Here is a 25,743-nt window from a genome sequence, read left to right as displayed (position 1 = left end):
GTCGCCGTCTGGCCGCCAAGCGCCGCCAGCGGACCGACATCGGGAACGGCCAGCGTCAGCGTGCCGAGCGGCACGAACGCTTCGTCAAGCGCGAGGTCGCCCGAAACCTTGTTGTCGCCGAGTGCAAGGCTGAGCCCCCTGATCGCGCGCTTGCCGGCGGCGGTCACCAACGACGCCTCTATGTCGAGCGGCTGTTCCTCGACGCTGCCCGTCAGCGAGATATCGGCCGAGGGGTTGGCTATGTCGGCTTTGCCCTTCGCCGAGAGCTTGATGTCCTTCACCGTGCGGCCGGCCGCCGTCAGGCTCGCGCTGTCGGCCGACACCGAGAAATCCGGCGCCCAGCGCGGACCGCTGGCGGTCAGCGCGAAATTGATCCCGCCGGCAAGCGGCGTGCCCGCCAGCGACGACAGCGCCGATACATCGCCCAGCGTTCCCTTGACGTTTGCCTGGATATCCGAGCCTTGCGCGCTGGCGGTGCCGCTGGCGCTGAGCGAGCCGGAGGTGAGTTCCAGCTCGTTGGCCGCGAAAGCGCCTTCCGGATCCCGGGTCGCGGTAGCCGAGAATTTCACCCGGTCGCCAAGCAGCGAGCTGATCTGCGGCGGCAGCGCCTTCGATACGGCGTCGGCGTTCATTTTCAGCGTCATCGACAGATCGGCGAGCGAGACGCCGGCGGTCAGCGCGGCATTGAGCGCATCGCTGCGCAACGTGCCCTGGTCGACGGTTACGGTGTCTCGGCTGATCGAACCGGCGAGATCGGCGGCTAGCTTGCCCGTCACCAGCGGCGCCAGGGTCGCCACGTCGGTCTTCAGACCGGCGGCCGCGAGCTTGACATTGACCGGCCCGGTGCGGGTCGCGACGTCGAAGCCGTCGGAATGGACCTGTCCCGTCACATTGTTGAGCTGCGTGCCGCCGACGGCGATCGAGGCCAAGGAGGTGCCGATGTCGACTATCGGCGCCTTGCCGTCGCCAAAGGCGCGTGCGGTCGCCTTCTCGACCGCGACCAGGATCGGCACCGCGCTGGTGCCGACGTCGATGGTGACGGGCTTGTCCTTGGCGGAGAGCTCGACGGCAAGATCGCTGGCGCCCGTCGGGTCGACATTGCCGGTGGCCGTGCCATGCACGGCGCCGCTCTCTACAATTGCGCGCTCGATATCGATCCCGCCTGTCGTGGTCGCCGTCCCGGCCACGTCGAAGTTCGTCTTGCCGGCAAACAGCGACTTGAACTTCTCCGGCAGGAAGCGCTCGAATTCGCCGTCGCCTTTGGCCTCGATATAGTGGCCCTTGTCGCTCAACTGATGGCGGCCGGTGAGCTGGGCGACGATCTGACGGTCGACGACGAAGGTGCCGATGCCGTTCCAATTGGCGAGCGGCCCCGTGCCGGAGACGACGATATCGACGGGCGGCGCATCGGGGAGCTTGAGCAAATTGGCAATGATGCCGCCGGCCGGCTCTGATGCCTTGAGATCGAGGTCGAGCTTGTTGTCGGCCGGCGCGAAACGGACCTTGGCGTCGACATTGCCCTGCTTGCCGTCGCGGCGGGCGACTTTGAGCACCGTGTCGATCGCCAGCGGCGATGGATCGGCCTTGAGCGAACCCTTGGCGGCAAGTTCGGCAATGCCGCTGCCGGCGAGCTCTTGCCCGAGCGCGATCTCCGGCAGCTCGATCTCTTTGACGTCGATCGAGACCGGCAGACTGTTCGATGCGCCTTGCGACGGCTGTTGGCCGGCTTGTGGCAGCCGCGCCAACTCGATCCGCTCGGCTTCGATGCGATCGGCGTTGAAGTTGCGCGACAAAAGCGCCGTCGGTGACCAGTCGAGCGCCACCTTGCGCGCCACCAGCCAGGGCCCCGTGCGATCCTCCAGCACGACATGATCGAGCCTGAGCTGACCGGACCAGATGCCTTCGATACCGCTGACGGTGATCTTGCGGTCCTCGGTCGAGGCCAGCTTCGAGATCAGACCGGCGAGATTCTGACGGCCGCCTTCGGTGCCGGTCAGCACGCCGAGCGCGCCGATCGCCACCACCAGCAGCAGGAGCAGCGTGTAAAGGCAGATACGAAGGATGCGCCAGAATATCCTCATCATCAGAACGCCTGACCGATGCCGGCATAGAGGCCAAAATGCGGATCGCCCGGATCGCGGTTGAGCGGCACGGCGGCGTCGATGCGCAGCGGCCCGAATGGCGTAAGATAGCGCAGACCGACGCCGGCGCCGACCTTGACGTCGGAGAAATCGGGGAAGGATTTGGTCGAGACCGTGCCGGCATCGACGAACGGAACGATGCCGATCGTGTCGGTGACGGCCATGCGCATCTCGACCGAGGTCTCGAACAGGGACAGGCCGCCGATCGGCTGGCCGTCGATGTCCTTCGGGCCGATACCTTGATAGGCATAGCCGCGCACCGAGCCGCCGCCGCCGGAATAGAAGCGCCTGTCGGCCGGAACATTCTGCAGCCCGGTGCCAACGATCGAGCCGAGCGTAGCGCGTTCGGCGAGGACGAATCTGCTCGCCGTATCGAGCGACTGGTAAGCCGAGCCTTCGCCCTTCAATTTGAGGAAGGTCGCGCCGTTCAGAATGTCGTAGCTCGGCTCGGCATAGGCGAGCGCCCGGAAACCCCTGGTCGGGTTGAGCTTGTTGTCGCGGCTGTCATAGACGTATTGCAGCGGAATGCTGGCGATCAGATAGGTGTGCTTGCCGAAGGCGTCGGTGATCCTCGAGTAGTCGAGGTCGAATTCGGCCGAGACCCGCTGCCTCTTGTCGAGGTCGTAGGAGACTCCAACGTCGCCCTTGACCGAGAAATGGTCATAGGCGTCGGGGTGCTCCAACACGGTCTTGACGCCGGTGAAGAACTTCGATGTCGGCCCGAGCACCCCCGGCTTCTCGAACATGATGCCGGCATTGTAGTTGAGCGCGGAAATGCTGTTGCTGCCGATGCCGCTGATGGAGCCGTCGATGCGCAGCTTCTCCGCCTGGCCGAACAGATTGCGGTGGCCCCAATAGCCTTCGAGCCCCAGTCCTTCCGTGTTCGAAAACGTGCCGCCGACGCCGAAAAAGCGCGGCTTGCGCTCGCTCACCTGGACGTCGATCGGAATGTTGCCTTGGGCGTCGAGGCTCTCGCCCTCCTTGATGGTCACGCTGTTGAAGACTTCGAGCCCGAGCAGCCGATCGCGGGCATCGTCAATCTCTTGCGGCGAATATTGGTGGCCCCGCTTTAGGTCGGTCATGTATTCGGTGAAGTCGCGATCGACCTTTTCGGTGCCCTCGACGGTGGTGTCGCCATAGCCGGCGACCGGGCCGGCCGCGACCGTCAGTGTCACGTCGAGCGTCGAGGTGTCATGGTCTGCGACGATCTCGCGATCCGTCACCTTGGCTAGCGGCCTGCCCTCCTCCTTGAGCGCTCGCACGATCGCCGCTTCGGCCTTGAGCACGGCACCCGAACTGGCGTCGCCGCCCGCGATCAGGCCGAAATCGGCGCTCGCCAGGCCGGCCGCGTCGCCTTTCAGTCTGATGTCGCCGAGGGTGAATTTCGGCCCGGCGGCAATGCTGACGACCACCGGAATGGGCTGCGGCCCCTTGAATTCGGCGTCCGGCGGCAGTTCGTCGATGGACTTGCCCTCTATGGTGATGGTGACCACGCCCTCGTAGCGGGCGTCGGCATAAAGGGCGGCAACGAGTTGCTCGCGGTCGCTGCGCGCCTTGGCCATCAAGCCGAGCGACCCCGATACCGGATGCTCCTCGTCATTTTTGAGCGCCGAGGCATCTTCCAGCTTCTTGACCAGATCCTTGTCGGCATCGGGAGCGTCAATGGCCACCGAATAGCGCAGCGGATCGACGATGTCGGCATCCTCGTCCTTGGACGAGCCCCAAAGCTTGATGCCGAAAATCTCGAAAGCAGCCGCCGGCCGCGCTTCGCCGGCGAGCATGGCCGCGCAGACGAGCGCCAAAAGCAGGGCGCGCGGAAGCCCGCGCCCTGGCGCGATCCCTCCTGACATCTGCGTTTCATACGCCGGCATTACGCTAACCTAGACGACAAAACTAAAATTGGAATGAAGTTCTGAAACGCTCGTAAAGGGGCCACAATCCAATTGTCTGAAATAGACCGGGCTTGGAATTCACACCTTTTGCGCCTTCGCAAGAAAGCGTGAACCCTTGTCCCATGGAGGTTCTGTCGAAATACCGGCCTGTGGCCGGCATGGAAACCGTTGGCGGGTTGAAAACCTGCCGCGTTCGGCGTTGACAAGCCTGTTTGATGCTTGATCATGCCCGGACGCTGCAATGTCGGGAGGGTGATATGGCAATGCGCGCGGCTCGTGGTTTCTCGTTCCTCATTCTTCTGTTCTTTGCCTTGAGCGGGGCCGCGCAAGCGGCCGAAGCCCGGCGAATCGTGACGACTGACAATTCCGACTATTTCGGTTTCGACCTCAGGTCCGACCAGAATGTCAGCCTCGACCAATGCAAGACCACGTGCCTCGGCGATCCCGCCTGCCGCGCCTTCACCTACAACACCAAGGCCAAATGGTGCTTTCTCAAATCCGACTACAATCAGCTGAAACCCTTCAGCGGCGCAGTCGCCGGCAAAGTCGCAAACGTCGATGGCGACCCCGATATCGGCGCGCCGCCTCCACTTGCCTTCTTCCCCAACTGGATGGCCGATCAGGCCCAGCAGTTCCGCAACAAGCTGACCGATCCGGCCTATGACAAGCCGACCGAAGGGCTGGCCGCACTTCAAGCCGCGGCCGAGCAGGCAGCGCTGACCGGCGACCATCGCCTGGCCATGCAGAAATACCAGGCGGCGCTGTCTGTCCTGCCCGACGACGGCGCGCTCTGGCTGGCGCTGGCGCGCCAGACGCTCGGCGTGCAGCCGGCTTCCAACACTTCCGAACCCTCGACCCTGCCGGCAAACGTCACCTCGGCCGCCTTCAACGCCTATAAGCTGGTGCGCACGGCAAAGACCCGCGCCGAGGCGCTGGCGCTGCTTGCCGCCGGCCTCGACAAGCGCGACCTTTTCCGGCCGGCCATTCAGGCCTATGAGGCGAGCCTTGCGCTGGTGAACTCGCCCGCCGTCCAGGCCGACTACGCCGACCTCAAGGCACGCAAGGGTTTCCGCGTCATCGACCATTCCGTCGATGCCGATTCCTCTTCGCCGCGCATCTGCGCCCAGTTCTCCGAGGACTTGGTGAAGACCGGCGTCGACTATTCGCAGTTCGTCACCGTCGACAATGCCGCTCCCAAGGCTGTCGAAGCCAAGGACAAGCAGATCTGCGTCGAAGGGCTTGAACATGGCCAGCACTATGACGTGACCTTCCGCGCCGGTCTGCCGGCCGCGATCGGCGAGACGATTGCCGCTCCGGTCGTGCTGTCGATCTATGTCCAGGACCGCGCCCCGTCCGCCCGCTTCACCGGCGACAGCTTCGTGCTACCGGCCGGCGCCCGCCGCGGCATTCCGGTCGTCACCGTCAACATGAGCGCCGCCAAGATGAAGCTCTACCGCATCGGCGACCGATCGCTGGCGCAGCTTCTGTCCGGCTACCAGTTCCTGCATCAGCTCGACGGCTACGACATTTCCACCATTTCCGACCAGATGGGCGAGCCGGTCTGGGAAGGCACGCTCGACATCGCCAACGACCTCAACAAGGAGGTCACCACCTCCTTCCCGGTCGACGAAGCGATCCCGCAGCGCAAGCCCGGCGTCTATGTGCTGACCGCCCAGCCGGTCGACGACAAGAGCGACGATTATGGTTCGCGCGCCACCCAGTGGTTCGTCGTTTCCGACATCGGTCTGTCCACTTATACCGGCCAGGACGGTCTCAACGTCTTTGCCCGCTCGCTGGGCTCTGCCAAGCCGATTGCCGGCGCCGAACTGACGCTGCTTGCCAAGAACAATGAAATCCTCGGCACGGCGACGTCCGACGCCGAGGGCCATGCCGTTTTCAACCCCGGCCTGACGCGCGGCGAAGGCGGCATGGTGCCGGCTGTGCTGATGGCCAAGCAGGGCGACAACGACTTCGTCTTCCTCGACATGGGCCGCGCCGGTTTCGATCTGTCGGACCGCGGCGTTGCCGGGCGTGCCGCGCCCGGCGCGCTCGACGTCTATGCCTGGACCGAGCGCGGCATCTACCGCGCCGGCGAAGACGTCCATGTCGCCGCCCTTGCGCGCGACGGCGCCGCCAAGGCGGTCGAGAACCTGCCGCTGACCTTCATCTTCACCCGACCCGATGGCGTCGAGAACCGCCGTATCGTCAGCGACGGCGCTTCCGCCGGCGCCCATGCCGTCGATCTGTCGCTCGAGCCTAACGCCATGCGCGGCACCTGGTCGGTGTCGATCTACACCGATCCCAAGCAGGCACCGGTCGCCAGCCATATGTTCCTGGTCGAAGACTTCGTGCCGGATCGCATCGAGTTCGACTTGACGGCCGACAAGAAGGAAATCGCGCAGGGCGAGACAGCCAATGTCAGCGTCGACGGCCGCTTCCTCTATGGCGCGCCAGCCGCCGGCCTCGCGCTTGAAGGCGAGATGACGCTGTCGACCACGGACAGCTGGGATCGGTTCAAGGACTTCACCTTCGGTCTCGCCGACGAGCAGTCGGCCGAACCTTCGATGACGCCTTTGGCCAACCTTCCCCTCGTCGGCGACGACGGCAAGGCGACCTTCCCGGTCTCGATCGACCAACTGCCCTCCACGACCAAGCTGATCAACGCCAAGGTCACAGTCCGCATGCGCGAAGCCGGCGGCCGTGCCGTCGAGCGCTCGCTCGACATCGCCGTCCATCCGGAAAAGGAGATGATCGGCATCCGCCCGGATTTCGAAGGCGGCGAGGTGCCGCAAGGCGGAACGGCGAAATTCAGCATCATCGCCGTCGATCCGAACGGCAAACGCGAGGAGCTGAAGGGCGCGCAGTGGTCGCTGGTCAAGGTCGAGCGCAATTACCAGTGGTACCGTTCGAACAATTCCTGGAACTATGAAGCGGTGAACCTCACCAAGGCCGTCGCCAACGGCCAGATCGACCTGAAAGCCGACGGCGAGGCGACCGTGTCGCTTCCTGTCGACTGGGGCCGCTACCGGCTCGAGGTCGAGACGGCCGACCCCGATGGCCCGGCGACCAGCTATGAGTTCGACGCCGGCTGGTACGTCGCCTCAACCACCACCGAAACACCGGACGGCCTGGAGATCGCTCTCGACAAGGACACTTACGCCGCCGGCGAGGTGGCCAAGCTCAAGGTGTCGCCGCATTTTGCCGGCGAACTCCTGGTCACCATCGGCGCCGAGAAGCTGTTGAAGACCGTCACCGCTTCGGTGCCGACCGGCGGCAGCACCGTCGACATCCCGGTCGGCAACGACTGGGGCGCCGGCGCCTATGTCACGGCGACTTTGTTCCGGCCCGGCGATGCGCAGGAATCGCGCATGCCGGCCCGCGCAATCGGCGTCAAATGGCTGACCGTCGATCCGGGTTCGAAAAAGCTCACTGTTGCGCTTACGCCGCCTGAAAAGACGGCCCCGCGCCAGCAGCTGTCGATCCCGGTCGCCGTCAGCGGCGCGCAAGCCGGCAGCAAGGCCTATGTGATGGTCGCGGCCGTCGATGTCGGCATCCTCAATCTCACCAACTACAAGGCGCCCGATCCGGAGGACTGGTTCTTCGGCCAGCGCATGCTGGGTCTGGAAATCCGCGACCTTTATGGCCGCCTGATCGACGGTTCGCTCGGCACCACCGGTAAATTGCGGACCGGCGGCGACGGCGCCAACATGCAGTCGCAGGGCAGCCCGCCGACCGAGAAGCTGGTCGCCTTCTTCTCCGGCCCGGTCGAGCTCGATGCCAACGGCAAGGCGCGGGTGGATTTCGACATCCCGCAGTTCAACGGCACCGTGCGCGTCATGGCCGTCGCCTGGACCAAGGAGGCCGTCGGCCATGCTCAAACCGACGTCATCGTGCGCGATCCGGTGGTGATCACCGCCGGCCTGCCGCGCTTCCTGGCGCCTGGCGATGCCGCGACCATGCGTCTCGACATCGCCGACACCGACGGCCCTGCCGGCGACTACAAGCTGTCGGTCACCACGACCGGCGATCTCTCGACCGGCGACAAGCCCCTGCCCGCGAAGCTGACGCTTAGCCAGGGCAAGCGGCAATCGCTCTCATTTCCGCTGATCGCGCAGACGGCGGGCGACGCTTCGATCACCGTCAAGCTCGCGCATAACGGCGGAACGGAGGTCGAGCAGACGCTCTACCTGCCGGTGCGCCCGGCGCAGCTCCCGGTCACCAACCGCATGGTGGTCGACCTGAAGCCCAATGGCGGAGCCTTGCGCGTCGACAAGGATCTGCTCGCCGCAAGCGTGCTCGACGGTGCTTCGGTCAGCATCGGCGTCTCGCAGGCAGCCGCCTTCGACGTCCCTTCGCTTTTGATGACGCTCGATCGCTACCCCTATGGCTGCGCCGAACAGACAACCAGCCGCGCCTTGCCGCTGCTCTATGTCAACGACATGGCCAAAAGCATCGGCATGGAGAGCGATCCGGACCTGCATGGGCGCATCCAAGATGCCGTCTACAAGGTGCTGAGCTACCAGGCATCAAGCGGCAGCTTCGGCCTCTGGGGCCCGGGATCCGGCGATCTCTGGCTCGATGCTTATGTCACGGAGTTCCTGACCCGGGCACGCGAGCAGAAATACGACGTGCCGGCTCAGGCGATGAACCAGGCGCTGAACAACCTGCAGAACTCGCTTGGTTATGACCACGACGTCCAGGATCGCGGCAGCGAGATCGCCTACGCGCTCTATGTGCTCGCCCGCAACAAGAAGGCCTCGATCGGCGATCTGCGCTACTATTCGGACACGCAGCTCGAGTCCTTCTCGAGCCCGATGGCTGTCGCCCAACTGGCCGCGAGCCTGGCGCTCTATGGCGACACCCAGCGTTCGGAGGCGACTTTCCAGACGGCCTTGCGGCTGGCGCAGGCAAGCACCGAATACGACTATTATCGCTCCGATTATGGCTCGCCCCTGCGTGACGGCGCGGCGATGCTTGCGCTGGCCGCGGAATCGAAGCCGGTGCCGAGCATCGTGCCGCAGCTGATCAGGCTGGTGGCGCGTGAACGCGCCGACGCCCGCTGGACGAGCACGCAGGACGAATCCTGGATGCTCCTTGCGGCAAGGGCTTTGAAGGAGGGCAACAATTCGATCACGCTTTCCGTCAACGGCGCGCCGCATACCGGCGGCTATTCCGATCGGGTTGCCGGCAACGACCTTGTCGACAGCCCGCTCACCATCGCCAACACCGGCACGACGGCCCTGCAGGCGGTGGTCACCGCGGTGGCCGCACCCGTCGAGCCGCTGCCGGCCGGCGGCGACGGCTTCACCATCGATCGTACCTACTACAGGCTCGATGGCACCGAGGCCAACATCACCGAGGCCAGGCAGAACGAACGCTATGTGGTCGTGCTCAAGGTCTATGAGCAGAACAAATGGCCCTCGCGCCTGCTGATTACCGATCTGTTGCCGGCCGGCTTCGAGATAGACAATCCGAGCCTGGTGTCCAGCGCTCAATTGTCGAACTTCTCCTGGCTGGCGCAGACCGACGCCGCGCATCTGGAGTTCCGCGACGACCGCTTCGTCGCCGCCTTCAATCCCAACGAAGGTGACGGCGACCGCAACATCACACTGGCCTATGTCGTACGCGCCGTGACACCCGGCACCTATGCCCATCCGGCGGCGACGGTGGAGGACATGTACCGGCCGCAATATTCGGCCCGCACCGCCTCCGGCATGATGGAGGTCAAGGCGGAGTAAGTATTCCGACGCTGGCGATCACAAACATGGCGATAGCGCTGCCCCTCATCCGCCTTCCGGCACCTTCTTCCCGTGAAAGACGGGGAGAAGGGACAAGCTCCAGCGCTGACGCCCCCCTCTCCCCGTCTTTCACGGGAAGAGGGTCAGGGTGAGGGGCAGCACCATGCTCTCCAAAAGATTTTTGCGCCGCGCTGCCATAACGGCAGCTTCCTCCGCCGCCTGTCTTGCCCTTTCCGTCGCCGCTCTCTGGCAGCTCGACCGCGCCTTCCCGCCGCCGCTCCCGGCGCCGCTGACGGTCTCCACCGAGGTGCAGGACCGCGACGGCGAACTCTTGCGCGCCTTCGCGACGCCGGACGGCTACTGGCGGCTTGGGATCCGGCTCGACCAGGTCGACAAGCAGTTCGTCGACATGCTGGTCGCGTATGAAGACAAGCGCTTCTGGGACCACCGCGGCGTCGACATGCTGGCGCTTTGTCGCGCCGCCGGGCAGTTCGCCACCAGCGGCCACATCGTTTCCGGCGGCTCGACGCTGTCGATGCAGCTTGCCCGTCTGATCGAGCCGCGCGACAGCCGCAGCCTCGCCTCCAAGGCCAGGCAAATCCTTCGCGCCATCCAGATCGAGCGGCGTTTGTCCAAGCGCGAAATCCTCGAGCGCTACCTGACGCTGGCGCCCTATGGCGGCAACCTAGAAGGCGTGCGCGCCGCCTCGCTCGCCTATTTCGGCAAGGAGCCGAAGCGGCTGACCGTATCGGAAGCAGCACTTTTGGTCGCGCTGCCGCAGTTGCCGGAAAAGCGCCGGCCTGACCGCAACCTCGACATCGCGCATGCCGCACGCGACCGCGTGCTTATCCGCATGGTCTCGGCCGGTTTGCTCAGCGAACGAGAGGCAGCGCGCGCCGCGCTCGACGACGTCTCCGGCCTGCGCCGCAAGCTGCCGGCATTGGCCGCGCATGCGTCCTACACCATGCTGCCCAAGGCTCAACCCGGCAAGCCGCTGCAACTCACCATCCGCCGCAGTGTTCAGCAAGGGCTGGAGCAGGTGGCGAAAGAGGCCGCCAGGAAGCTCGGCCCAAAGCTTTCCGTCGCCATGGTGATGGCTGATGCCCGCACCGGCGACATTCTTGGCGAAGTTGGCTCAGCCGATTTCTTCGACGCCAGCCGATCCGGCTGGATCGACATGACCAAAGTAGTGCGCTCGCCCGGCTCGACGCTGAAGCCGTTCATCTATGGGCTTGCGTTCGAGCAAGGCCTGGTGGCGCAGGAGACGATCATCGAGGACAGCCCCGCCGACTTTGGCGGCTATCGGCCGAAGAATTTCGACATGGGCTACCAGGGCGACGTCAGCATCAGGCAGGCGCTGCAGCTGTCGCTCAACGTGCCGGCGATCCGGGTGCTGGACGCGGTTGGTCCCGCGCGGCTCACGGCGCGCTTCCGCCAGGCCGGCGTCAACCTGGTCCTGCCGCTCAACGAGGCGCCGGGGCTGGCGATCGGCCTCGGCGGCGCCGGCGTGACTTTGCGCGACCTGGTGCAGCTGTATACCGGCCTCGCCAATGGCGGCAAGATGCACACGCTGCATGACGGCACCGAGCCGGCCAATGCCGGGCGCATCACCGCCACCATCCTCGACGACCAGGCCGCCTGGCAGATCGACGACATCCTGTCCGGCGTGAAGCCGCCCGAAGGTGCGGCCCAGCGCGGCATCGCCTACAAGACCGGCACATCTTACGGCTATCGGGATGCCTGGTCGGTTGGCTTCGACGGCCGCTATGTGCTTGGCGTCTGGGTCGGCCGTGCCGACGCCGGCCCGGTACCTGGCCTCTCCGGCTATGTCTCGGCCGCGCCCATCCTGTTCGAAGGCTTTGTCCGCTCGGGTTTGGGGAGCGTGCCGCTGCCCGGCCGGCCGCCGGGCGTCTTCAATCCCAAACGCGAAGAGTTGCCGGTGACGCTCGCCCGCTTCGGCGCTGGCTCCGACGGGCTGGTGCAGGCAACGCCGACCGAACCGGCGCCCACCATCGTCTTCCCGCCGGACGGGGCTCGCGTCGACCTCGGCACCAATTCGGCGGACGCTTCGCCGCTTGTGCTGAAGCTGCAGGGCGGCCGCGCGCCCTTCCGCTGGCTTGCCAACGGCAAGCCGCTCGCCGGCATCGACCGCCGCCGCACCGCGACCTGGCAGCCCGACGGTACCGGCTATTCGACGCTCACCGTTATCGACGCCGCCGGGCGCGCGGCCAGCGTGAAGGTTTTCGTTGAATAGAAGCGGGCAAGCGATTCGGCGCGTTGCGCCTTTCAAGGATCGAAAGGCACTTCTCTCGAGGCTTATCGCGAAGCACACCCGTCCTTCAGCGGGAGCAGCTATAATCCTCCCGGCACTAGCTCTCCTGGCTGCCTTCTCCGCCCACGCCGACCCCTGCCCGCCGGGTTCGTCCGGCTCGCCGATGTCGATCCGACCATTCGCCAGGACATCCGCTATGCCGGGCTGGAAAACTTCCTGCGGCGCAAGGTCGACGGCTCGAAGCGCCTGTCTGCATCCTGACCGCGCCGGCGGCGAAGGCGCTGTCCGTCGTCCAGAAAGCAATAGCGGCCAAGGGCCTGACGCTGATCCTCTTCGACTGTTACCGCCCGGCACGCGCCGTCGCCGACATGGGCAGATGGACAAGGCAAGGCGGCCCGCCCGACCCGCAGTGGTATCCGAAGGTCGACCGCGGCGACCTCATCTCCGAGGGCTATGTCGGCGAACTGTCCAGCCACTCGCGCGGCTCGACCGTTGACCTCGCCGTCGCTGAGCTTGACGAGACAAGCGCGGCTCATCGCGCCTGCGGCGCGACTGACCCCGGCACCCTCGACTTCGGCACCGGATTCGACTGTTTCGATCCGGCGAGCGAGACGGCGCACCGCCACCTGCCCGTCCAAGCAGCGGCAAACCGCACGATGCTGCTTTCGGCCATGCGCGCCGCCGGCTTCCGCAATTATGCGCGCGAATGGTGGCATTTCACCCTTGCCGACGAGCCGTTCCCAAAGCAGCGCTTCGATTTTCCGGTGACCGCCGACTAGGGCCACACGGCTTGCCGTGACCGCGACCGGTTCTAATTAGGCCCGCTGACGAGGATCCATGTTGCCGCCACGTGAGGAAGATATTTCCTCGACTGGCCGCCCCTCGGCGAAAAATTGCTGCAAGGAGATGAAAAAGGCAACATTCAGTGCATCTAATTTCTATAAATTCGCTAGAGTTCGGGCCGTTCAACGGAGGCGGAAATGACCAACCCTCATTTCGGGAAACTGCTCGGCGCGCTGGTCGCCACATCTGTCCAGTTCGGCACCCTCGGTTTCGCGTTTGCCGATACGACCATTCTCAATGTGTCCTACGACCCGACCCGTGAGCTCTACAAAGCCTATGACGAGGCCTTCGCCGCGCACTGGAAGGCGGAGACCGGGGAAACCGTTACCATCCAACAGTCGCATGGCGGATCCGGCGCCCAGGCGCGAGCCGTCATCGACGGTCTCGACGCCGATGTCGTGACGCTCGCGCTCGAGGGCGACATCAACGCCATTGCCGCGAAGACGAAAAAGATCAATCCGGACTGGCGCACGAAGTTCGAGAACAACTCGGCCCCCTACACCTCGACCATCATCTTCCTGGTGCGCAAGGGCAATCCCAAGGGCATCCATGACTGGAGCGATCTGGTGAAGGACGGCGTCCAGGTAATCACGCCGAACCCCAAGACCTCGGGCGGCGCGCGCTGGAACTACCTCGCCGCCTGGGCTTATGCCAATACCAATGACGGCAATGACGAAGCCAAGACCAAGGAGTTCGTCGGCAAGCTCTATGCGAATGTCCCCGTCCTCGATACCGGCGCCCGCGGCTCGACGGTGACCTTTGCGCAGAAGGGGCTGGGCGACGTGCTGATCGCCTGGGAGAACGAAGCCTATCTTGCGCTTGATGAATTCGGCGCCGACAATTTCGACATCGTCTACCCGCCGACCTCGATCCTGGCCGAGCCGCCGGTCGCCCTCGTCGACGGCAATGTCGACGCCAAGGGCACCCGCAAGGTCGCCGAGGCTTATCTGAGCTGGCTCTATTCGAAGGAAGCCCAGACCATCATCGCCAAGAACCACTATCGTCCGGCCAAGCCCGACCTGGTGCCTGCCGAGGATCTCGCCAAGCTCCCAGCAATCAAGCTTGTCACCATCGACGATCCGCAATTCGGCGGTTGGAAGAAGGCGCAGCCTTATCATTTCGGCGACGGTGGTATATTCGACCAGATTTACAAGCCCGCCCAATGAAGCATGGCGGCCATGGGCCGGATGAAACCTGATTGGGACTATTGTACGAGTGCCCGAGCCGAGGCGAAGGGCACTCTGGTCTGAGTAAGAAGGGACGATCCAGAACAGCATGAACACAGCACCCGCCAAGGCGGGGTGGCGGTTCAGACAGCCGAGTGTCATTCCGGGCTTCGGATTGACGCTCGGCTTCTCGCTTGCCTACCTCACGCTCATCATCCTCATTCCGCTTTCGGGGCTGGTCTGGCGTTCGGCCGCGCTCGGCTGGACCGACTTCTGGGCGATCGCCGTCGACCGGCGCACTCTCAATGCACTGAAGATCAGCTTCGGCACCGCCTTCCTGGCCGCCGCGGTCAACGTCGTCTTCGGCACCATCGTCGCCTGGGTGCTGGTCCGCTACCGCTTCCCCGGCCGACGCATCGCCGATGCGATGGTCGACCTGCCCTTCGCCTTGCCCACCGCAGTCGCCGGTATCGCGCTCACCACGCTCTATGCGCCGAATGGCTGGATCGGCCAGCTTCTGATGCCGCTCGGCATAAAGGTCGCCTACACCCCGCTCGGCATCGTCATCGCCTTGGTGTTCATCGGCCTACCCTTCGTGGTGCGCACCGTCCAGCCAATCATGGAGGAGCTCGACAGGGAGGTCGAGGAAGCTGCCGCCACGCTTGGCGCCAACCGCTTCCAGACCATCACTCGTGTGCTCTTCCCGGGACTGGCGCCGGCCATCGTCACCGGCTTCTCGCTCGCCTTCGCGCGCGGTGTCGGCGAATACGGGTCGGTCATCTTCATCGCCGGCAACCTGCCCTTCAAGTCGGAGATCGCGCCGCTCCTCATCGTCATCAGGCTCGAGGAATACAATTACGAGGCGGCGACCGCGATCGCCGCGATCATGCTGGCGCTGTCCTTCGTGATGCTTTTGGTCGTCAACCTCGTCCAGACATGGAGCCGCAAGCGCTATGGCTGATCCCGAGATCAAATCCTACGAACCGCATCACGAAAGCCAGTCGGCCGCGGTGACCGAAAGTCGGCCGGTTCGCTGGGTGGCGATGGGAATAGCCTTCGCCTTCCTCGCCGTCTTCCTGCTTCTGCCGCTGATCGTTGTCTTCCACGAGGCGCTTAGCAAAGGCATCGGCGCCTACACGGAGGCGCTTGCCAGCCCCGACACGCGCTCGGCGATCCGCCTGACGCTGCTGGTGGCGGCGATCTCGGTGCCGCTCAACCTCATTTTCGGCATCTCGGCTGCCTGGGCGATCGCCAAGTTCGAGTTCAAGGGCAAGGCCTTTCTGACCACCCTCATCGACCTGCCGTTCTCGGTGTCGCCCGTCATTTCCGGCCTGGTTTATGTGCTCCTCTTCGGGGCGCAAGGCCTGCTCGGCGCGTGGCTGAAGGCGCATGGCATCGTCATCCTGTTCGCCGTGCCGGGCATTGTGCTCGCAACCATCTTCGTCACTTTCCCCTTCGTCGCCCGCGAGCTGATCCCGCTGATGCAGGAACAGGGCAATGGCGACGAGGAGGCGGCCCTGTCACTCGGCGCCAACGGTTGGCAGGCCTTCTGGTATGTGACGCTGCCCAACGTCAAATGGGGCCTGCTCTACGGCGTGCTTCTCTGCAACGCGCGCGCCATGGGCGAGTTCGGCGCCGTGTCGGTGGTCTCGGGTCATATTCGCGGCCTCACCAACACCATGCCGCTGCATGTGGAAATTCTCTACAATGAGTATAACGCCGTCGGGGCCTTCGCGGTCGCCTCGCTGCTTGCCGGCCTGGCTTTGGTGACGCTGGTCTTGAAAACACTTCTGGAGATGCGCTACGGCGCCGAGATTGCCGCGACGCGCGGACATTAGATGCATGCCGCCCGAAACCGCGTAGCATGCATCAACTGATTGAGGGATCTGTATGGAAGTTCGCGTTGTCAACGTGCGCAAGGAGTTCGAGCGGTTTCCGGCGCTCCACGACGTTTCGCTCGACATCAGGTCGGGCGAGCTTATCGCGCTGCTCGGGCCATCCGGTTCCGGCAAGACGACGCTGCTCCGCCTGATCGCCGGCCTGGAGCGGCCGACCAAGGGCGCCATCTTCTTCGGCGAAGAGGATGCCTCGCAGAAGTCGATCCAGGAGCGCAATGTCGGCTTCGTGTTCCAGCATTACGCTCTGTTCCGCCACATGACGGTTGCCGACAATATCGGCTTCGGCCTCAAGGTCCGGCATGGCGCCGCGCGTCCCTCGGCGCAGGAGATCCGCCGCCGCGCCTCGGAACTCCTCGACCTCGTCCAGCTGTCAGGGCTGGAAAAGCGCTATCCGGCGCAGCTTTCCGGCGGCCAGCGCCAGCGCGTCGCGCTCGCCCGCGCCATGGCCATCGAGCCCAAGGTGCTTTTGCTCGACGAGCCGTTCGGCGCGCTTGACGCGCAGGTGCGCCGCGAGCTGCGCCGCTGGCTGCGCGAAATCCACGACGCCACCGGCCACACCACCGTCTTCGTTACCCACGACCAGGAGGAGGCGCTCGAACTCGCCGACCGCGTTGTCGTCATGAGCCAAGGTCGCATCGAGCAGGTCGGCTCGGCCGACGAGATCTACGACACGCCGAACTCGCCTTTCGTCTACAGCTTCATCGGCGAATCGAGCTCGCTGCCGGTCAAGGTTGACAATGGCGAGATCTGGCTGGCCGACCGGCCGGTCGGTCTACAGGCGCCGCATGCGCAGTCGGGAGAGGCCCTGCTCTACTTTCGTCCGCACGATGTCGAGCTGCTCGACGGCTGCAGCGGCTGCATTGCCGGGACGGTCGCCGCCAGCCGCCGCGTCGCCGGCACAAGGCGGGTCGAGCTCGAGATCGGCGGCGAGCGTCAGCGCGTCGAGATCGAGCTGCCGGTCGACCATCCGGCGGCACAGAAGAGCCGGGTCGCTTTCAGGCCGAGGCGCTGGAAGCTTTTCCCGGCCTCCTGACCTATTTGCCGCCTGCCACGTCCGGGCGCCCGGTGGAGGAGCCGCGATGAATCAGGTTGGAAGAAAATCCTACCAAGCGGCTGTTCGGGCGGGAGATTTTCCCGCTGCTCGTGCGTCCCCCGGACCGCGTGCCTCGCGCAGCCAGGCTTTCCTTTTTATGGTCACACCATAGTTCTGATTGTCTGGAGGAGGACCGTTTTCATGAAGCGCTTATTGCTGGGTATTGCCACGCTTGCCGGCTTCGTCGTCCTCGCGTCCTCCCAAGCCTGGTCGGCCGACAAGCTGCTCAATGCCTCCTACGACGTCGGCCGCGAATTGTTTGCCGACATCAACAAGGCTTTCATCGCTGAGCATCCCGGCGTGACCGTCGATCAGTCCCACGCCGGAACCTCGGCGCAGGCTCGTGCCATCGCGGAAGGTTTGGCAGCCGACGTCGTCACCTTCAACCAGGTCACCGACGTCGATTTCCTGGTCAAGAGGGGTCTGATCTCCGCGGACTGGCAGAAGGATTTCCCAGACAACGCATCGCCTTTCTATTCGCTGCCGTCCTTCCTTGTTCGTGCTGGCAATCCCAAGCACATCAAGGACTGGAACGATCTGGTGCGTGACGACGTGCAGGTGATCTTCCCCAACCCGAAGACATCGGGCAATGCGCGCTATACCTATCTCGCTGCCACCGCTTACGCCAAGGAGGCCTTCAAGGGCGACGACGCCAAGGTGAAGGAGTTCATCGCCAAGCTGTTCGCCAACGTGCCGATCTTCGACACCGGCGGCCGCGCCGCCACCACCACCTTCGTGCAGCGCGAGATCGGCGACGTGCTGATCACCTTCGAATCCGAAACGCGTGGCATCCGCAGGGAATATGGCGACGACAAGTTCGAGCAGGTCACGCCTTCAGTCAGCCTGCTGGCCGAATTCCCGGTGGCGATCGTCGATAAGATCGCCGACGAGCACGGCAGCCGCGATCTCGCCAAAACCTATCTCGAATTCCTCTATTCGCCCGAGGGCCAGGACATTGCCGCCCGCAACGGCCTGCGGGCCCGCGACGCAGCAGTGGCCGCCAAATACAAGGCCGAGTTTCCCGACGTGCGCCTGTTGACGGTAGACGAGGTCTTCGGCGGCTGGGACAGGGTGCAGAAAGAGCATTTCGCGGCAGGAGGCTTGCTCGATCAGGCCTATGGCAGCCGGTAGCGCTTACAATCAAAAGAAGTGGAAAGCCGTCATCGCCGTCGGCATCGCCGGCTTTTTTCAATCTGGAGCCCGCATCACTTTGCCGGCGAAATCAACGCGGCCAATGTGAAAAACATTACGAAGAATCAACGCGTTTGTGCCTAACCTGTGTCGACGAATTGTTGTGCCAAACCGCCTAGCGCGGCCAAAACTGTCATGATTTGCACACAAACAACCGCCAGATGCAGGCGCTTGGGGTTTGATAAACTGAATCGGGCATGCTGACCAAAAAAGGCAAATACGGCCTCAAGGCCCTCGTGCATCTTTCCGGCCTGCCGGCTGGCCAGCTTGCATTCGTCAACGACATAGCGGTCGCAAACAACATCCCGAAGAAGTTCCTGGACGCCATCCTGGGCGAATTGCGCAATGCCGGCTTCGTCCAGAGCCGCAAGGGCAAGGAAGGCGGCTATCGCCTCGCCAGGCCCGCTTCCGAGATCAAGATCGGCCATGTGGTGCGCGTGCTCGACGGGCCGTTGGCGCCGATCCCTTGCGCCAGCCGCACGCAATATCAGCGCTGCGAGGACTGCGACGAGGCGACGTGCCAGGTCCGTCACATGATGCTGGAAGTGCGCCAGGCGATCGCCGAGGTGCTCGACAACCGCAGCCTCGCCGCCATGCGCGACGCCGACAACGACGATTTCCCGGTCGAACTCACGTCGCAGATCTGACCGCTCAGCCGCGCCGTCTCGCCGTTGGTTGTCTGTCCGCGACAGACGCTGTAAATCGGCTGACGGATGGATGAAGGTTTGGGGGTATCTGACGCATGAGGCTGCCTCGGCTTGGCAAGTCCCGCAGGGCCAACCGGCAACCGTCATCCGCCAGCATCTATCATACCGAGATCATCGCCGACGTTGCAGTGCCGGAGCGCGGCGAGACCGTCCGCTTCTTCAGCCGCAAGCTCCTCCGCCCCGGCAAGTTGCGCAGCGTCTCCAACAAGGATCTGCGCGAAAGCCTGCTATCCATGTTCTATCTCGGGGTGGCGGCGGTGCTGCCGGTGGCCTGGTGGGCGCCGATCTGCGATTGGGTTTCGACGCTTCGACGCAAGCGTCATTTTCGCAAGGATTTCGCGCGGTATGACGTGGCGATCAAAGCGGTGCTTGGCGATGATGCCGACACGCGAAGCCTTTTCAGGGGACATCTCGCCGCCGCGCATCGCCGCCGTCTGATGCTTGCCGCTCATCTGGCGCCTGGCAGGCGCTGGTCGCCGGCGATCCGGCTGGAAGGCATCGACGGCTTGCGCGAGGCCTTGCAGCGCGGCCGCGGCGCCATCGTCTGGTGCGATCAGTTCGTCGCCCAGACCATCATGGGCAAGCGCGCCCTCTTCGAAGCCGGCATCGAAGCGCACCAGGTGAGCGTCAACTTCCACGGCTTTTCGGAAAGCAAATTCGGCCTGCATGTGATCAACAAGCCGCTGGTCGAGGTCGAAAACCGGTTTCTGAAGAGCCGCATCGTCTTTGAGCGCGCCGAAGCCTACCAGGTTACGGCGCGCATCCAGAAGACGCTGAAGGAGAACGGAGTCGTGCTGATGACCAACACCATCCACGCGGGATCTACCTTCACCGAGAGCGCCATGGGCGAGCGTGGCTGGACCCACCTCGCCTCGGCGCCGGCGAATTTTGCGGCGCGCGCCGGCGCTGCGCTGTTTGGCATGTCGACCCTGGAGACAGTGCCCTTTCGCGAATACCGGGCGATCGTCAGTCCCGAACTGAAGCCCAACGCTGTCCAGCCTGCATCCCGGCCGGCAAAGGACGTGGCGGCAAAGAACCTCGTTCTGCAAGCGGCCTATATCCTGCTCAAGCGCGACCGGCTGCTGGAAGCGGTCAAACTGCATCCCGAGCAGATGATGGCCTGGTCCAGCGCCAACCGGCTCACCGGACAGCAGGATCAAGCCGCGATCGGCGCCGACGCCGCATAATGCATTTCCCCCAGACGCGCAGCGGTTTTGGGTCAACGACATGCATCAGAACGAAGACTGAAAAGTGCGTCGCCTGAACCTGTTCAGCTCGAGGAGCTTGAGCTCAGTGCTTGTTTAAGGATGGCGGCGACGCTCCGCGCGCCATCCGCCGTCACCGCCGGTTCGTCCGGCTCCGGTTCTTCCAAGGCCGCGAACTGGCTGTCGACCAGGCTCGCCGGCATGAAATGGCCTTTGCGCCCCGACACCCGTCGCCAGGCGGTCTCGCGATCGATCTTCAGATAGAGGAAGACGATGCCCGGGCAAAAGCTGAGCAGCCGGTTCCGGTAGCTGCGCTTCAGCGCCGAACAGGCCGCCACCGGCTTGTGTCCCTCGCCGACCGAGGCTGCGATGCGCTCGCCGATGGCATCGAGCCAACCCTCGCGCAAAGCATCCGTCAGCGGCTCGCCGCGCGCCATGCGCGCCACGTTTTCTGGTGGATGCAATAGGTCGCCCTCGATGAAGACCGCGCCCAGCGCCTCGGCCAGCGCTTCGCCGATCACCGACTTGCCGCAGCCGGCTACCCCCATCACGACTATGGCCGGCGCTGACCGGATGTCGTTCAATGGAAACCTCCGACGGCTGTGGCCTTGCGATCCTTCATCCACAATCAGCGGCTTGCCGGCGCACGGCCATAGAGCAAAAGCATGGCCACGATCACGACGCCGTAAATGATTTGCCGCCCCGCCTCCGGCATCTGCATGACCGACAGGATCGATTGCAGCAGCGTGATCAGGATCACGCCGGCGACGGTGCCGAGATATGAGCCGCGGCCGCCGAGGATCGAAGTGCCGCCCAGCACCACGGCGGCGATCGACGGCAACAGATAGGCGTCACCCATCGACTGCGCCGCCTTCGATGCGTAGCCCGCGAGCAGGACGCCTCCGAAGGCCGAGAGCCCGCCGGAGACGGCAAAGGCAATCAGCACCACGCGGCGCGTGTCGATTCCGGAAAGATAGGCGGCGCGCTCACGGTTACCGATGCCGTAAACTACGCGGCCGAAGGAGGTGCGGGTCAGCACGAAAACCATTGCCGCCCCTATCAGCGCCCAGATGATGACGGCGTTCGGCACCCCCGGAATGGTGAAGCCGGTCGCAAGGTAGCGCATCGCCGCCGTCGCCGAATCCTGCGGCGAGAACCCGCCTGTGTAGACCACCATCAATCCTTGCGCGACGGCGTTGGTGGCTAGAGTGATGATCATCGAGGGAATGCGCAAATAAGCCACGCCGACGCCGTTGACGATGCCGATCGCGACCCCGCACAGAACGCCGAACGGGATGGCGAGCGCGACGCCGACCGGACCGTAGGCTGCAGCGGCACAGGCCATCATCGCGCCGGTCGCCACCGACCACGGCACGGAAAGGTCGATCTGCCCGAGCAGGATCACCAGCATCATGCCGGTGGCGATCACGCCGAGGAACGACGCGACCTTCAGCTGCTGCAGGAGATATTCCGGCGAGAGAAAACTGCGCGAATAGAGGCTACCGAGCAGAAGCAGGATAACAATGCAGGCAAAGGCGGTCGCCACCGCCGGATCGGCGCGGCGGATGAATTTCGGCATGCGGCTGGCGATGCCGCCAAGCGTCGTTTCGCTCACAGGAACCACTCCAGCCGGTTGCGCACCCGAAACAGCGCGAAGGCGCCGAGGCTGACCGCGATCAACAGGATGATGCCCTGGAACAGCGGCTGCCAGAGCGGGTCGAAATCGAAGACGAAAAGCAGGTCGCCGATGGTGCGGAAGGCGAGCGCCCCGAAGATCGCGCCAATGGCGCTGCCTTTGCCCCCGAACAGCGAGACGCCGCCGAGCACAACAGCCGCGATCGAGAACAATGTGTAGGCATTGCCGCTCGCATAGGCGGCCTCGCCCGTATAGGTAAAGAAGGTGAGGAACAGGCCGCCGATCGCGGCAAGCAGTCCGGCCAGCGTGTAGGCAAGGAACTTGCCCCTGCGGATCGGCACACCTGACATATAGGCGGCCGTCTCGGACGAGCCGGCAGCGTAAGCGGCGCGGCCGAGCTCGGAGCGGCGGAACGGCACCCACACGACGAGCACGACGACGAACAGCGCCATCAGGCTTGCGGGCACAACGCCGAAGAAGCGCCCTGTCAGGAAATCGGCGACATCCTCGTTGACCGATCCGCCGGGAACCGGTCGAAAAAGCAGCGCGAGACCGAAATAGACGGCGCCGGTGGCTATCGTGGCGACGATCGGCTGCAGGCGCCCGTAGATCACGATGGCGCCGTTGATCGCCCCGCAGACGAGCCCGGTGCCAAGCACAGCCACCAATCCAAACGCGGTCTCGAGACCCGTGCCGATGACGAGCCAGGAAGCCATGCAATTGGTCAGCGTGAAGATCATGCCGACCGAGAGATCGATGCCGGCGGTGATCACAACCAGCGTTTGCGCCATCGCGACGAAGGCAAGCAGAACGCCCTTGTTCGCCGCTGTCTGCACGACATTGGCCGTGAAGCCGGCTGGATGATTGCCGCTGTAGATCGCGAACATGACGATGAAGATGGCGAACGCCAGCAGCGTCCCGCGCTGCTCGGCCAGCCAATAGCGCCAATCCTTCACGCGCCCTCTCCTTGCTCTGCCCGCTCGCTGCCGCCGTGGATATTCAGCGCGCTGGCGATCAGCGCGTGCTCGGTGATATCGGCGCCAACCAGCTCGCGCTTGATGGCGCCGTCATAAAGCACGAGCACGCGGTCGCAGCAGCCGATCAGCTCGTCATAGTCGGTCGAATAAAACAATATCGCTGCGCCGGCGTCGGCGAGCTTACGCATCAGCTGATAGAGCTCCTGCTTGGTGCCGACATCGATGCCGCGCGTCGGATCGTTGAGCAGAATGATGCGCGGCTGCCGCATCAGCCATTTGGCGATCACCACCTTCTGCTGGTTGCCGCCGGACAGCGCGCCGACCGGGATATCGAGCCCCGCCGTCTTGATGGCCAGCAATTCAACCATGTCATCGATCAGCCGCTGCTCGGCGGCACGGTCGATGACGCCGGCCTTTGACAGCCTGTCGAGTGCTGCGAAGGAAAGGTTCTCGCGCACCGTCATGGGCAGCATCAGCCCTTCCGTCTTGCGGTCTTCCGGGATCAGCGCCATGCCGATACGGTCATCGCTGGCGGCTGCCGGGCTGGCAATCGAAACCGGCTTGCCGTCGACCAGGATCTGCCCGGAAAGACCTCGCAGAACGCCGAAGAACGCCAGCAGCAGCTCACGCTGACCCTGGCCGTCGAGCCCGCCCAATCCTACGACCTCGCCGGCCGCAACCGAGAGCGAGATATTGTCCAGCCTATCGCTCCAGGACAGGTTGCGCGCCTCCAGCACAGGAGCCGCAACCGTCTGGGGCCTGGTCGGCTTCGGCGGAAAGATGTGGCTGTATTCCCGGCCGATCATCAGCTCGACGACTTCGTTGTCGCTCTTCGATCCAGCCCGATAGCTGGCAACATTGCGGCCGTTGCGAAACACCGTGCACTGGTCGGCAAGCTCGGAGATCTCGTTCATTCGGTGGGAGATATAGAGCAGCGCCAGCCCTTCCTGGCGCAGCCGCTTCAGCACCTCGAAGACCTTCGCGACATCGGCGGCGGTCAGCGCCGACGTCGCCTCGTCGAGGATCAGGATGCGCGGCTTCCTGGCCAACGCCTTGGCGATCTCGACCATCTGTCGTCGCGAGAGCGGCAGGTCCTTGATCAGCGCCAGGGGGTGAATATCGGCGGCACCCGCGCGGGCAAGCGCCTGTTCCGCGAGGCGCCGTTGCGCCTTGCGGTCGATCATGCCGAAGCGTTTCGGCGGATCGGATATGACGATGTTGTCGGCGACGCTCAGCTCCGGAATGAGCGACAGCTCCTGAAAGATGCAGACGATGCCGGCTTGGTTTGCCGCGGCGGGCGAAGCAAATGTCACCTCGCGGCCGTCCAGGGTCATGGTACCTTCATCCGGCGCAACGACACCGGCCATGACCTTGATCAAAGTCGATTTGCCGGCGCCGTTCTCACCGAGAATGGCGTGGATGTTGCCGGCCGTGACGGTGAGATCGGCCTTTTCCAGGGCGCGCACGCCGCCATAGCGCTTGGATATGCCTTCCATGCGGAAGAGCGGAGCCGCGCCGTTCATCAGCCCTCCCCAGGCCAGTTCGTGATTGGCATCAAGCGGCCGGCGCCGCGGCTTCCGCGACGCCGGTCCGTCAGACTATTTGTTTTCCTTGGTCTGGCCCATGATTTCCTGCGCGGTGAAATTGATGCCGCAGGTCGGGAAGGAATTGCCGACGAAGAAATTGTCGGACTGATCGGGGAAGTAGTCCTGCCCTGCCTTGAAGTTCGGATCCTCGACGATGGCCAAAGGCAGCTTGACCGACTGCGGCACGACATTGCCTTCGAGCGCGGCAATCGCCGTCTTGATGGCAACGGCAACCTGCGCCGGGCCGGTACCGGCCGACGAACATTTCAGCCCGTCCGCCGCATGCGCCGCGCAGAATTTGCGGAAGCCGTTTTCCGTCTCGCCGCCGAACGGCACGAACGGATGCTTGGCGTCGATCATCGCCTGCACGATGCCGGTATCGCCGCCTTGCCCTGTGATGCCGTCGAACGGTCCGCTGGTGGCGATCGCGTCGGCCGTGGCTTTCTGCGCCACGCCGTCGTCCCACTTGCCGACGACCTCGGTGACATCCCATTTCTTGCCCGACGCGTTGAGAACCTCGTGAATGCCATTGTGCCGGTCGGTATCGACGGAGGTACCCGCGACGCCGCGCACCTCAAGCACTTTGCCGCCGTTCGGAACGTGCGAGACCAGCCATTTGCCCCACAATTCGCCGAGCCCCTTCTGGTCGACATTGACGTTGATGGCGTCCTTGGTGTCGAGGATGTTGTCGAAGGCAACCAGGATGACACCGGCTTCCTTGGCGCGCTTGATCACGGGCCCGAACGCGGTCGGGTTCTGGGCGTTGACGACGATCGCGTCGAAGCCGGAGTCGATGAAGTTATTGATCGCCGAGATCTGCGCCGGCACATCCTCGCCGGTCGATACCACCTTGAATTCCTTCAGCTTCTTGGCGACGTCCGGCTGCGCGGCATAGGCTTTGGCCGTCTGGATCATCTGGATGCGCCAGGTATTGGCGATATAGCCGTTCGCGAGCGCGATACGATAGGGCCCTTCCTTCTTCGGATATTTGAAGAATTGTGTGTCGGCCGCCCAGGGCGCGAAGCAGTCGGGCTCGGCCGAGGGCCCTTTGACGATTTCCGGATCGGCGATCGCCGACGAGCTCAGCATGACAAATGCAGTGGCGGCAACCACACCGCCAACAAGTGACTTGATCATCAGTATTCCTCCCAGTTGCAGTTCTGCTTGTTGATTAAGTCCTGGCGTTTTGGCCGGCACCTCCTACCGCATCCAATCGCCTGCCGGCCGGCCTTTGCTGCCCGCTGCCTCCTCTTGCCTCGCCTGCGGGCAATTCAGCAAACTATCATATTATACATAATAAACAAGTAAGGACTGTTTTCTTATGTATAATAAACAGCGCCTTCCCCCCACCCACCGTACTACTCGATGCTGAAGATGGTAGCGCTACCATGCAAGGTA

The 25,743-nt window shown here is 64.1% G+C and carries 16 protein-coding genes and 1 pseudogene; 10 read left to right on the top strand and 7 right to left on the bottom strand.

The window, feature by feature from the left end; all coding sequences use genetic code 11:
- A pseudogene (locus tag CK215_RS17655) lies at window positions 1-2,084 on the bottom strand (translocation/assembly module TamB); the annotation flags it as partial.
- Window positions 2,084-4,012: an autotransporter assembly complex family protein gene (locus tag CK215_RS17650; RefSeq protein ID WP_095831667.1), complete on the bottom strand. Its 1,929-nt coding sequence runs from the start codon at window positions 4,010-4,012 to the stop codon at window positions 2,084-2,086. The gene CK215_RS17650 and the pseudogene CK215_RS17655, both read right to left, overlap by 1 nt.
- 278 nt (window positions 4,013-4,290) lie before the next feature.
- On the opposite strand from CK215_RS17650, the gene CK215_RS17645 reads away from it, so the two are divergent.
- The 10 genes from CK215_RS17645 to CK215_RS17600 all read left to right on the top strand — a co-directional run bounded on the left by CK215_RS17645 (window position 4,291) and on the right by CK215_RS17600 (window position 20,128).
- Window positions 4,291-9,771: an alpha-2-macroglobulin family protein gene (locus CK215_RS17645; protein WP_095831666.1), complete on the top strand. Its 5,481-nt coding sequence runs from the start codon at window positions 4,291-4,293 to the stop codon at window positions 9,769-9,771.
- Window positions 9,772-9,934: 163 nt separating this feature from the next.
- Window positions 9,935-12,025: a penicillin-binding protein 1C gene (gene pbpC, locus CK215_RS17640; RefSeq protein ID WP_095831665.1), complete on the top strand. Its 2,091-nt coding sequence runs from the start codon at window positions 9,935-9,937 to the stop codon at window positions 12,023-12,025.
- Between the two features lie 128 nt (window positions 12,026-12,153).
- Window positions 12,154-12,822 carry a M15 family metallopeptidase gene (locus CK215_RS17635; RefSeq protein WP_348628605.1) on the top strand — a complete coding sequence of 223 codons (669 nt, stop codon included), beginning with the start codon at window positions 12,154-12,156 and terminating at the stop codon, window positions 12,820-12,822.
- A gap of 201 nt (window positions 12,823-13,023) precedes the next feature.
- On the top strand, window positions 13,024-14,052 hold the full coding sequence (locus tag CK215_RS17630) for a sulfate ABC transporter substrate-binding protein (RefSeq protein ID WP_095831664.1): 1,029 nt from the start codon (window positions 13,024-13,026) through the stop codon (window positions 14,050-14,052).
- Window positions 14,053-14,161: 109 nt separating this feature from the next.
- Window positions 14,162-15,013 (top strand): sulfate ABC transporter permease subunit CysT, encoded by an 852-nt coding sequence (gene cysT / locus CK215_RS17625; protein WP_066990552.1) that lies wholly within the window; start codon window positions 14,162-14,164, stop codon window positions 15,011-15,013.
- Window positions 15,006-15,890, top strand: coding sequence for a sulfate ABC transporter permease subunit CysW (gene cysW / locus CK215_RS17620; protein ID WP_067328919.1), 885 nt, complete (start codon window positions 15,006-15,008; stop codon window positions 15,888-15,890). Before cysT ends, cysW begins: the two co-directional genes overlap by 8 nt.
- Before the next feature lie 52 nt (window positions 15,891-15,942).
- The gene (locus tag CK215_RS17615; RefSeq protein ID WP_095831663.1) at window positions 15,943-16,983 is read left to right on the top strand and encodes a sulfate/molybdate ABC transporter ATP-binding protein; all 1,041 of its coding nucleotides are present in this window, start codon (window positions 15,943-15,945) and stop codon (window positions 16,981-16,983) included.
- Window positions 16,984-17,184: 201 nt separating this feature from the next.
- Entirely contained in the window at window positions 17,185-18,174 is a 990-nt protein-coding gene (locus CK215_RS17610) for a sulfate ABC transporter substrate-binding protein (protein WP_095831662.1), read from the top strand.
- A 257-nt stretch (window positions 18,175-18,431) separates the two neighbouring features.
- Window positions 18,432-18,881, top strand: coding sequence for an Rrf2 family transcriptional regulator (locus CK215_RS17605; protein ID WP_013530871.1), 450 nt, complete (start codon window positions 18,432-18,434; stop codon window positions 18,879-18,881).
- Between the two features lie 95 nt (window positions 18,882-18,976).
- Window positions 18,977-20,128, top strand: a complete 1,152-nt coding sequence (locus CK215_RS17600; protein ID WP_067328911.1) for a hypothetical protein — start codon at window positions 18,977-18,979, stop codon at window positions 20,126-20,128.
- Between the two features lie 83 nt (window positions 20,129-20,211).
- On the opposite strand, the gene CK215_RS17595 is transcribed toward CK215_RS17600, so the two are convergent.
- The 5 genes from CK215_RS17595 to CK215_RS17575 all read right to left on the bottom strand — a co-directional run bounded on the left by CK215_RS17595 (window position 20,212) and on the right by CK215_RS17575 (window position 25,482).
- The gene (locus CK215_RS17595; RefSeq protein ID WP_095831661.1) at window positions 20,212-20,694 is read right to left on the bottom strand and encodes a gluconokinase; all 483 of its coding nucleotides are present in this window, start codon (window positions 20,692-20,694) and stop codon (window positions 20,212-20,214) included.
- Window positions 20,695-20,774: 80 nt separating this feature from the next.
- The gene (locus tag CK215_RS17590) at window positions 20,775-21,761 is read right to left on the bottom strand and encodes an ABC transporter permease (RefSeq protein ID WP_095802329.1); all 987 of its coding nucleotides are present in this window, start codon (window positions 21,759-21,761) and stop codon (window positions 20,775-20,777) included.
- Window positions 21,758-22,738 carry an ABC transporter permease gene (locus CK215_RS17585; RefSeq protein WP_095831660.1) on the bottom strand — a complete coding sequence of 327 codons (981 nt, stop codon included), beginning with the start codon at window positions 22,736-22,738 and terminating at the stop codon, window positions 21,758-21,760. The genes CK215_RS17590 and CK215_RS17585 overlap by 4 nt, the downstream gene beginning before the upstream one ends.
- Window positions 22,735-24,282, bottom strand: a complete 1,548-nt coding sequence (locus tag CK215_RS17580; RefSeq protein ID WP_095831659.1) for a sugar ABC transporter ATP-binding protein — start codon at window positions 24,280-24,282, stop codon at window positions 22,735-22,737. Before CK215_RS17580 ends, CK215_RS17585 begins: the two co-directional genes overlap by 4 nt.
- A 75-nt stretch (window positions 24,283-24,357) precedes the next feature.
- The gene (locus tag CK215_RS17575; RefSeq protein WP_066990529.1) at window positions 24,358-25,482 is read right to left on the bottom strand and encodes a sugar ABC transporter substrate-binding protein; all 1,125 of its coding nucleotides are present in this window, start codon (window positions 25,480-25,482) and stop codon (window positions 24,358-24,360) included.
- Window positions 25,483-25,743 lie beyond the last annotated feature (261 nt).

The organism is Mesorhizobium sp. WSM3864, assembly GCF_002294955.1.
In the GTDB taxonomy this organism is placed as follows: domain Bacteria; phylum Pseudomonadota; class Alphaproteobacteria; order Rhizobiales; family Rhizobiaceae; genus Mesorhizobium.
This window is presented reverse-complemented; position numbering and strand designations above follow the sequence as displayed.

Bases quoted from the DNA above. Each gene is read 5' to 3' on its own strand.
- CK215_RS17650 (WP_095831667.1), bottom strand. From the start codon at position 4,012: ATGCCGGCGTATGAAACGCAGATGTCAGGAGGGATCGCGCCAGGGCGC.
- CK215_RS17645 (WP_095831666.1), top strand. From the start codon at position 4,291: ATGGCAATGCGCGCGGCTCGTGGTTTCTCGTTCCTCATTCTTCTGTTC.
- pbpC (WP_095831665.1), top strand. From the start codon at position 9,935: ATGCTCTCCAAAAGATTTTTGCGCCGCGCTGCCATAACGGCAGCTTCC.
- CK215_RS17630 (WP_095831664.1), top strand. From the start codon at position 13,024: ATGACCAACCCTCATTTCGGGAAACTGCTCGGCGCGCTGGTCGCCACA.
- cysT (WP_066990552.1), top strand. From the start codon at position 14,162: ATGAACACAGCACCCGCCAAGGCGGGGTGGCGGTTCAGACAGCCGAGT.
- cysW (WP_067328919.1), top strand. From the start codon at position 15,006: ATGGCTGATCCCGAGATCAAATCCTACGAACCGCATCACGAAAGCCAG.
- CK215_RS17615 (WP_095831663.1), top strand. From the start codon at position 15,943: ATGGAAGTTCGCGTTGTCAACGTGCGCAAGGAGTTCGAGCGGTTTCCG.
- CK215_RS17610 (WP_095831662.1), top strand. From the start codon at position 17,185: ATGAAGCGCTTATTGCTGGGTATTGCCACGCTTGCCGGCTTCGTCGTC.
- CK215_RS17605 (WP_013530871.1), top strand. From the start codon at position 18,432: ATGCTGACCAAAAAAGGCAAATACGGCCTCAAGGCCCTCGTGCATCTT.
- CK215_RS17600 (WP_067328911.1), top strand. From the start codon at position 18,977: ATGAGGCTGCCTCGGCTTGGCAAGTCCCGCAGGGCCAACCGGCAACCG.
- CK215_RS17595 (WP_095831661.1), bottom strand. From the start codon at position 20,694: ATGGGGGTAGCCGGCTGCGGCAAGTCGGTGATCGGCGAAGCGCTGGCC.
- CK215_RS17580 (WP_095831659.1), bottom strand. From the start codon at position 24,282: ATGAACGGCGCGGCTCCGCTCTTCCGCATGGAAGGCATATCCAAGCGC.
- CK215_RS17575 (WP_066990529.1), bottom strand. From the start codon at position 25,482: ATGATCAAGTCACTTGTTGGCGGTGTGGTTGCCGCCACTGCATTTGTC.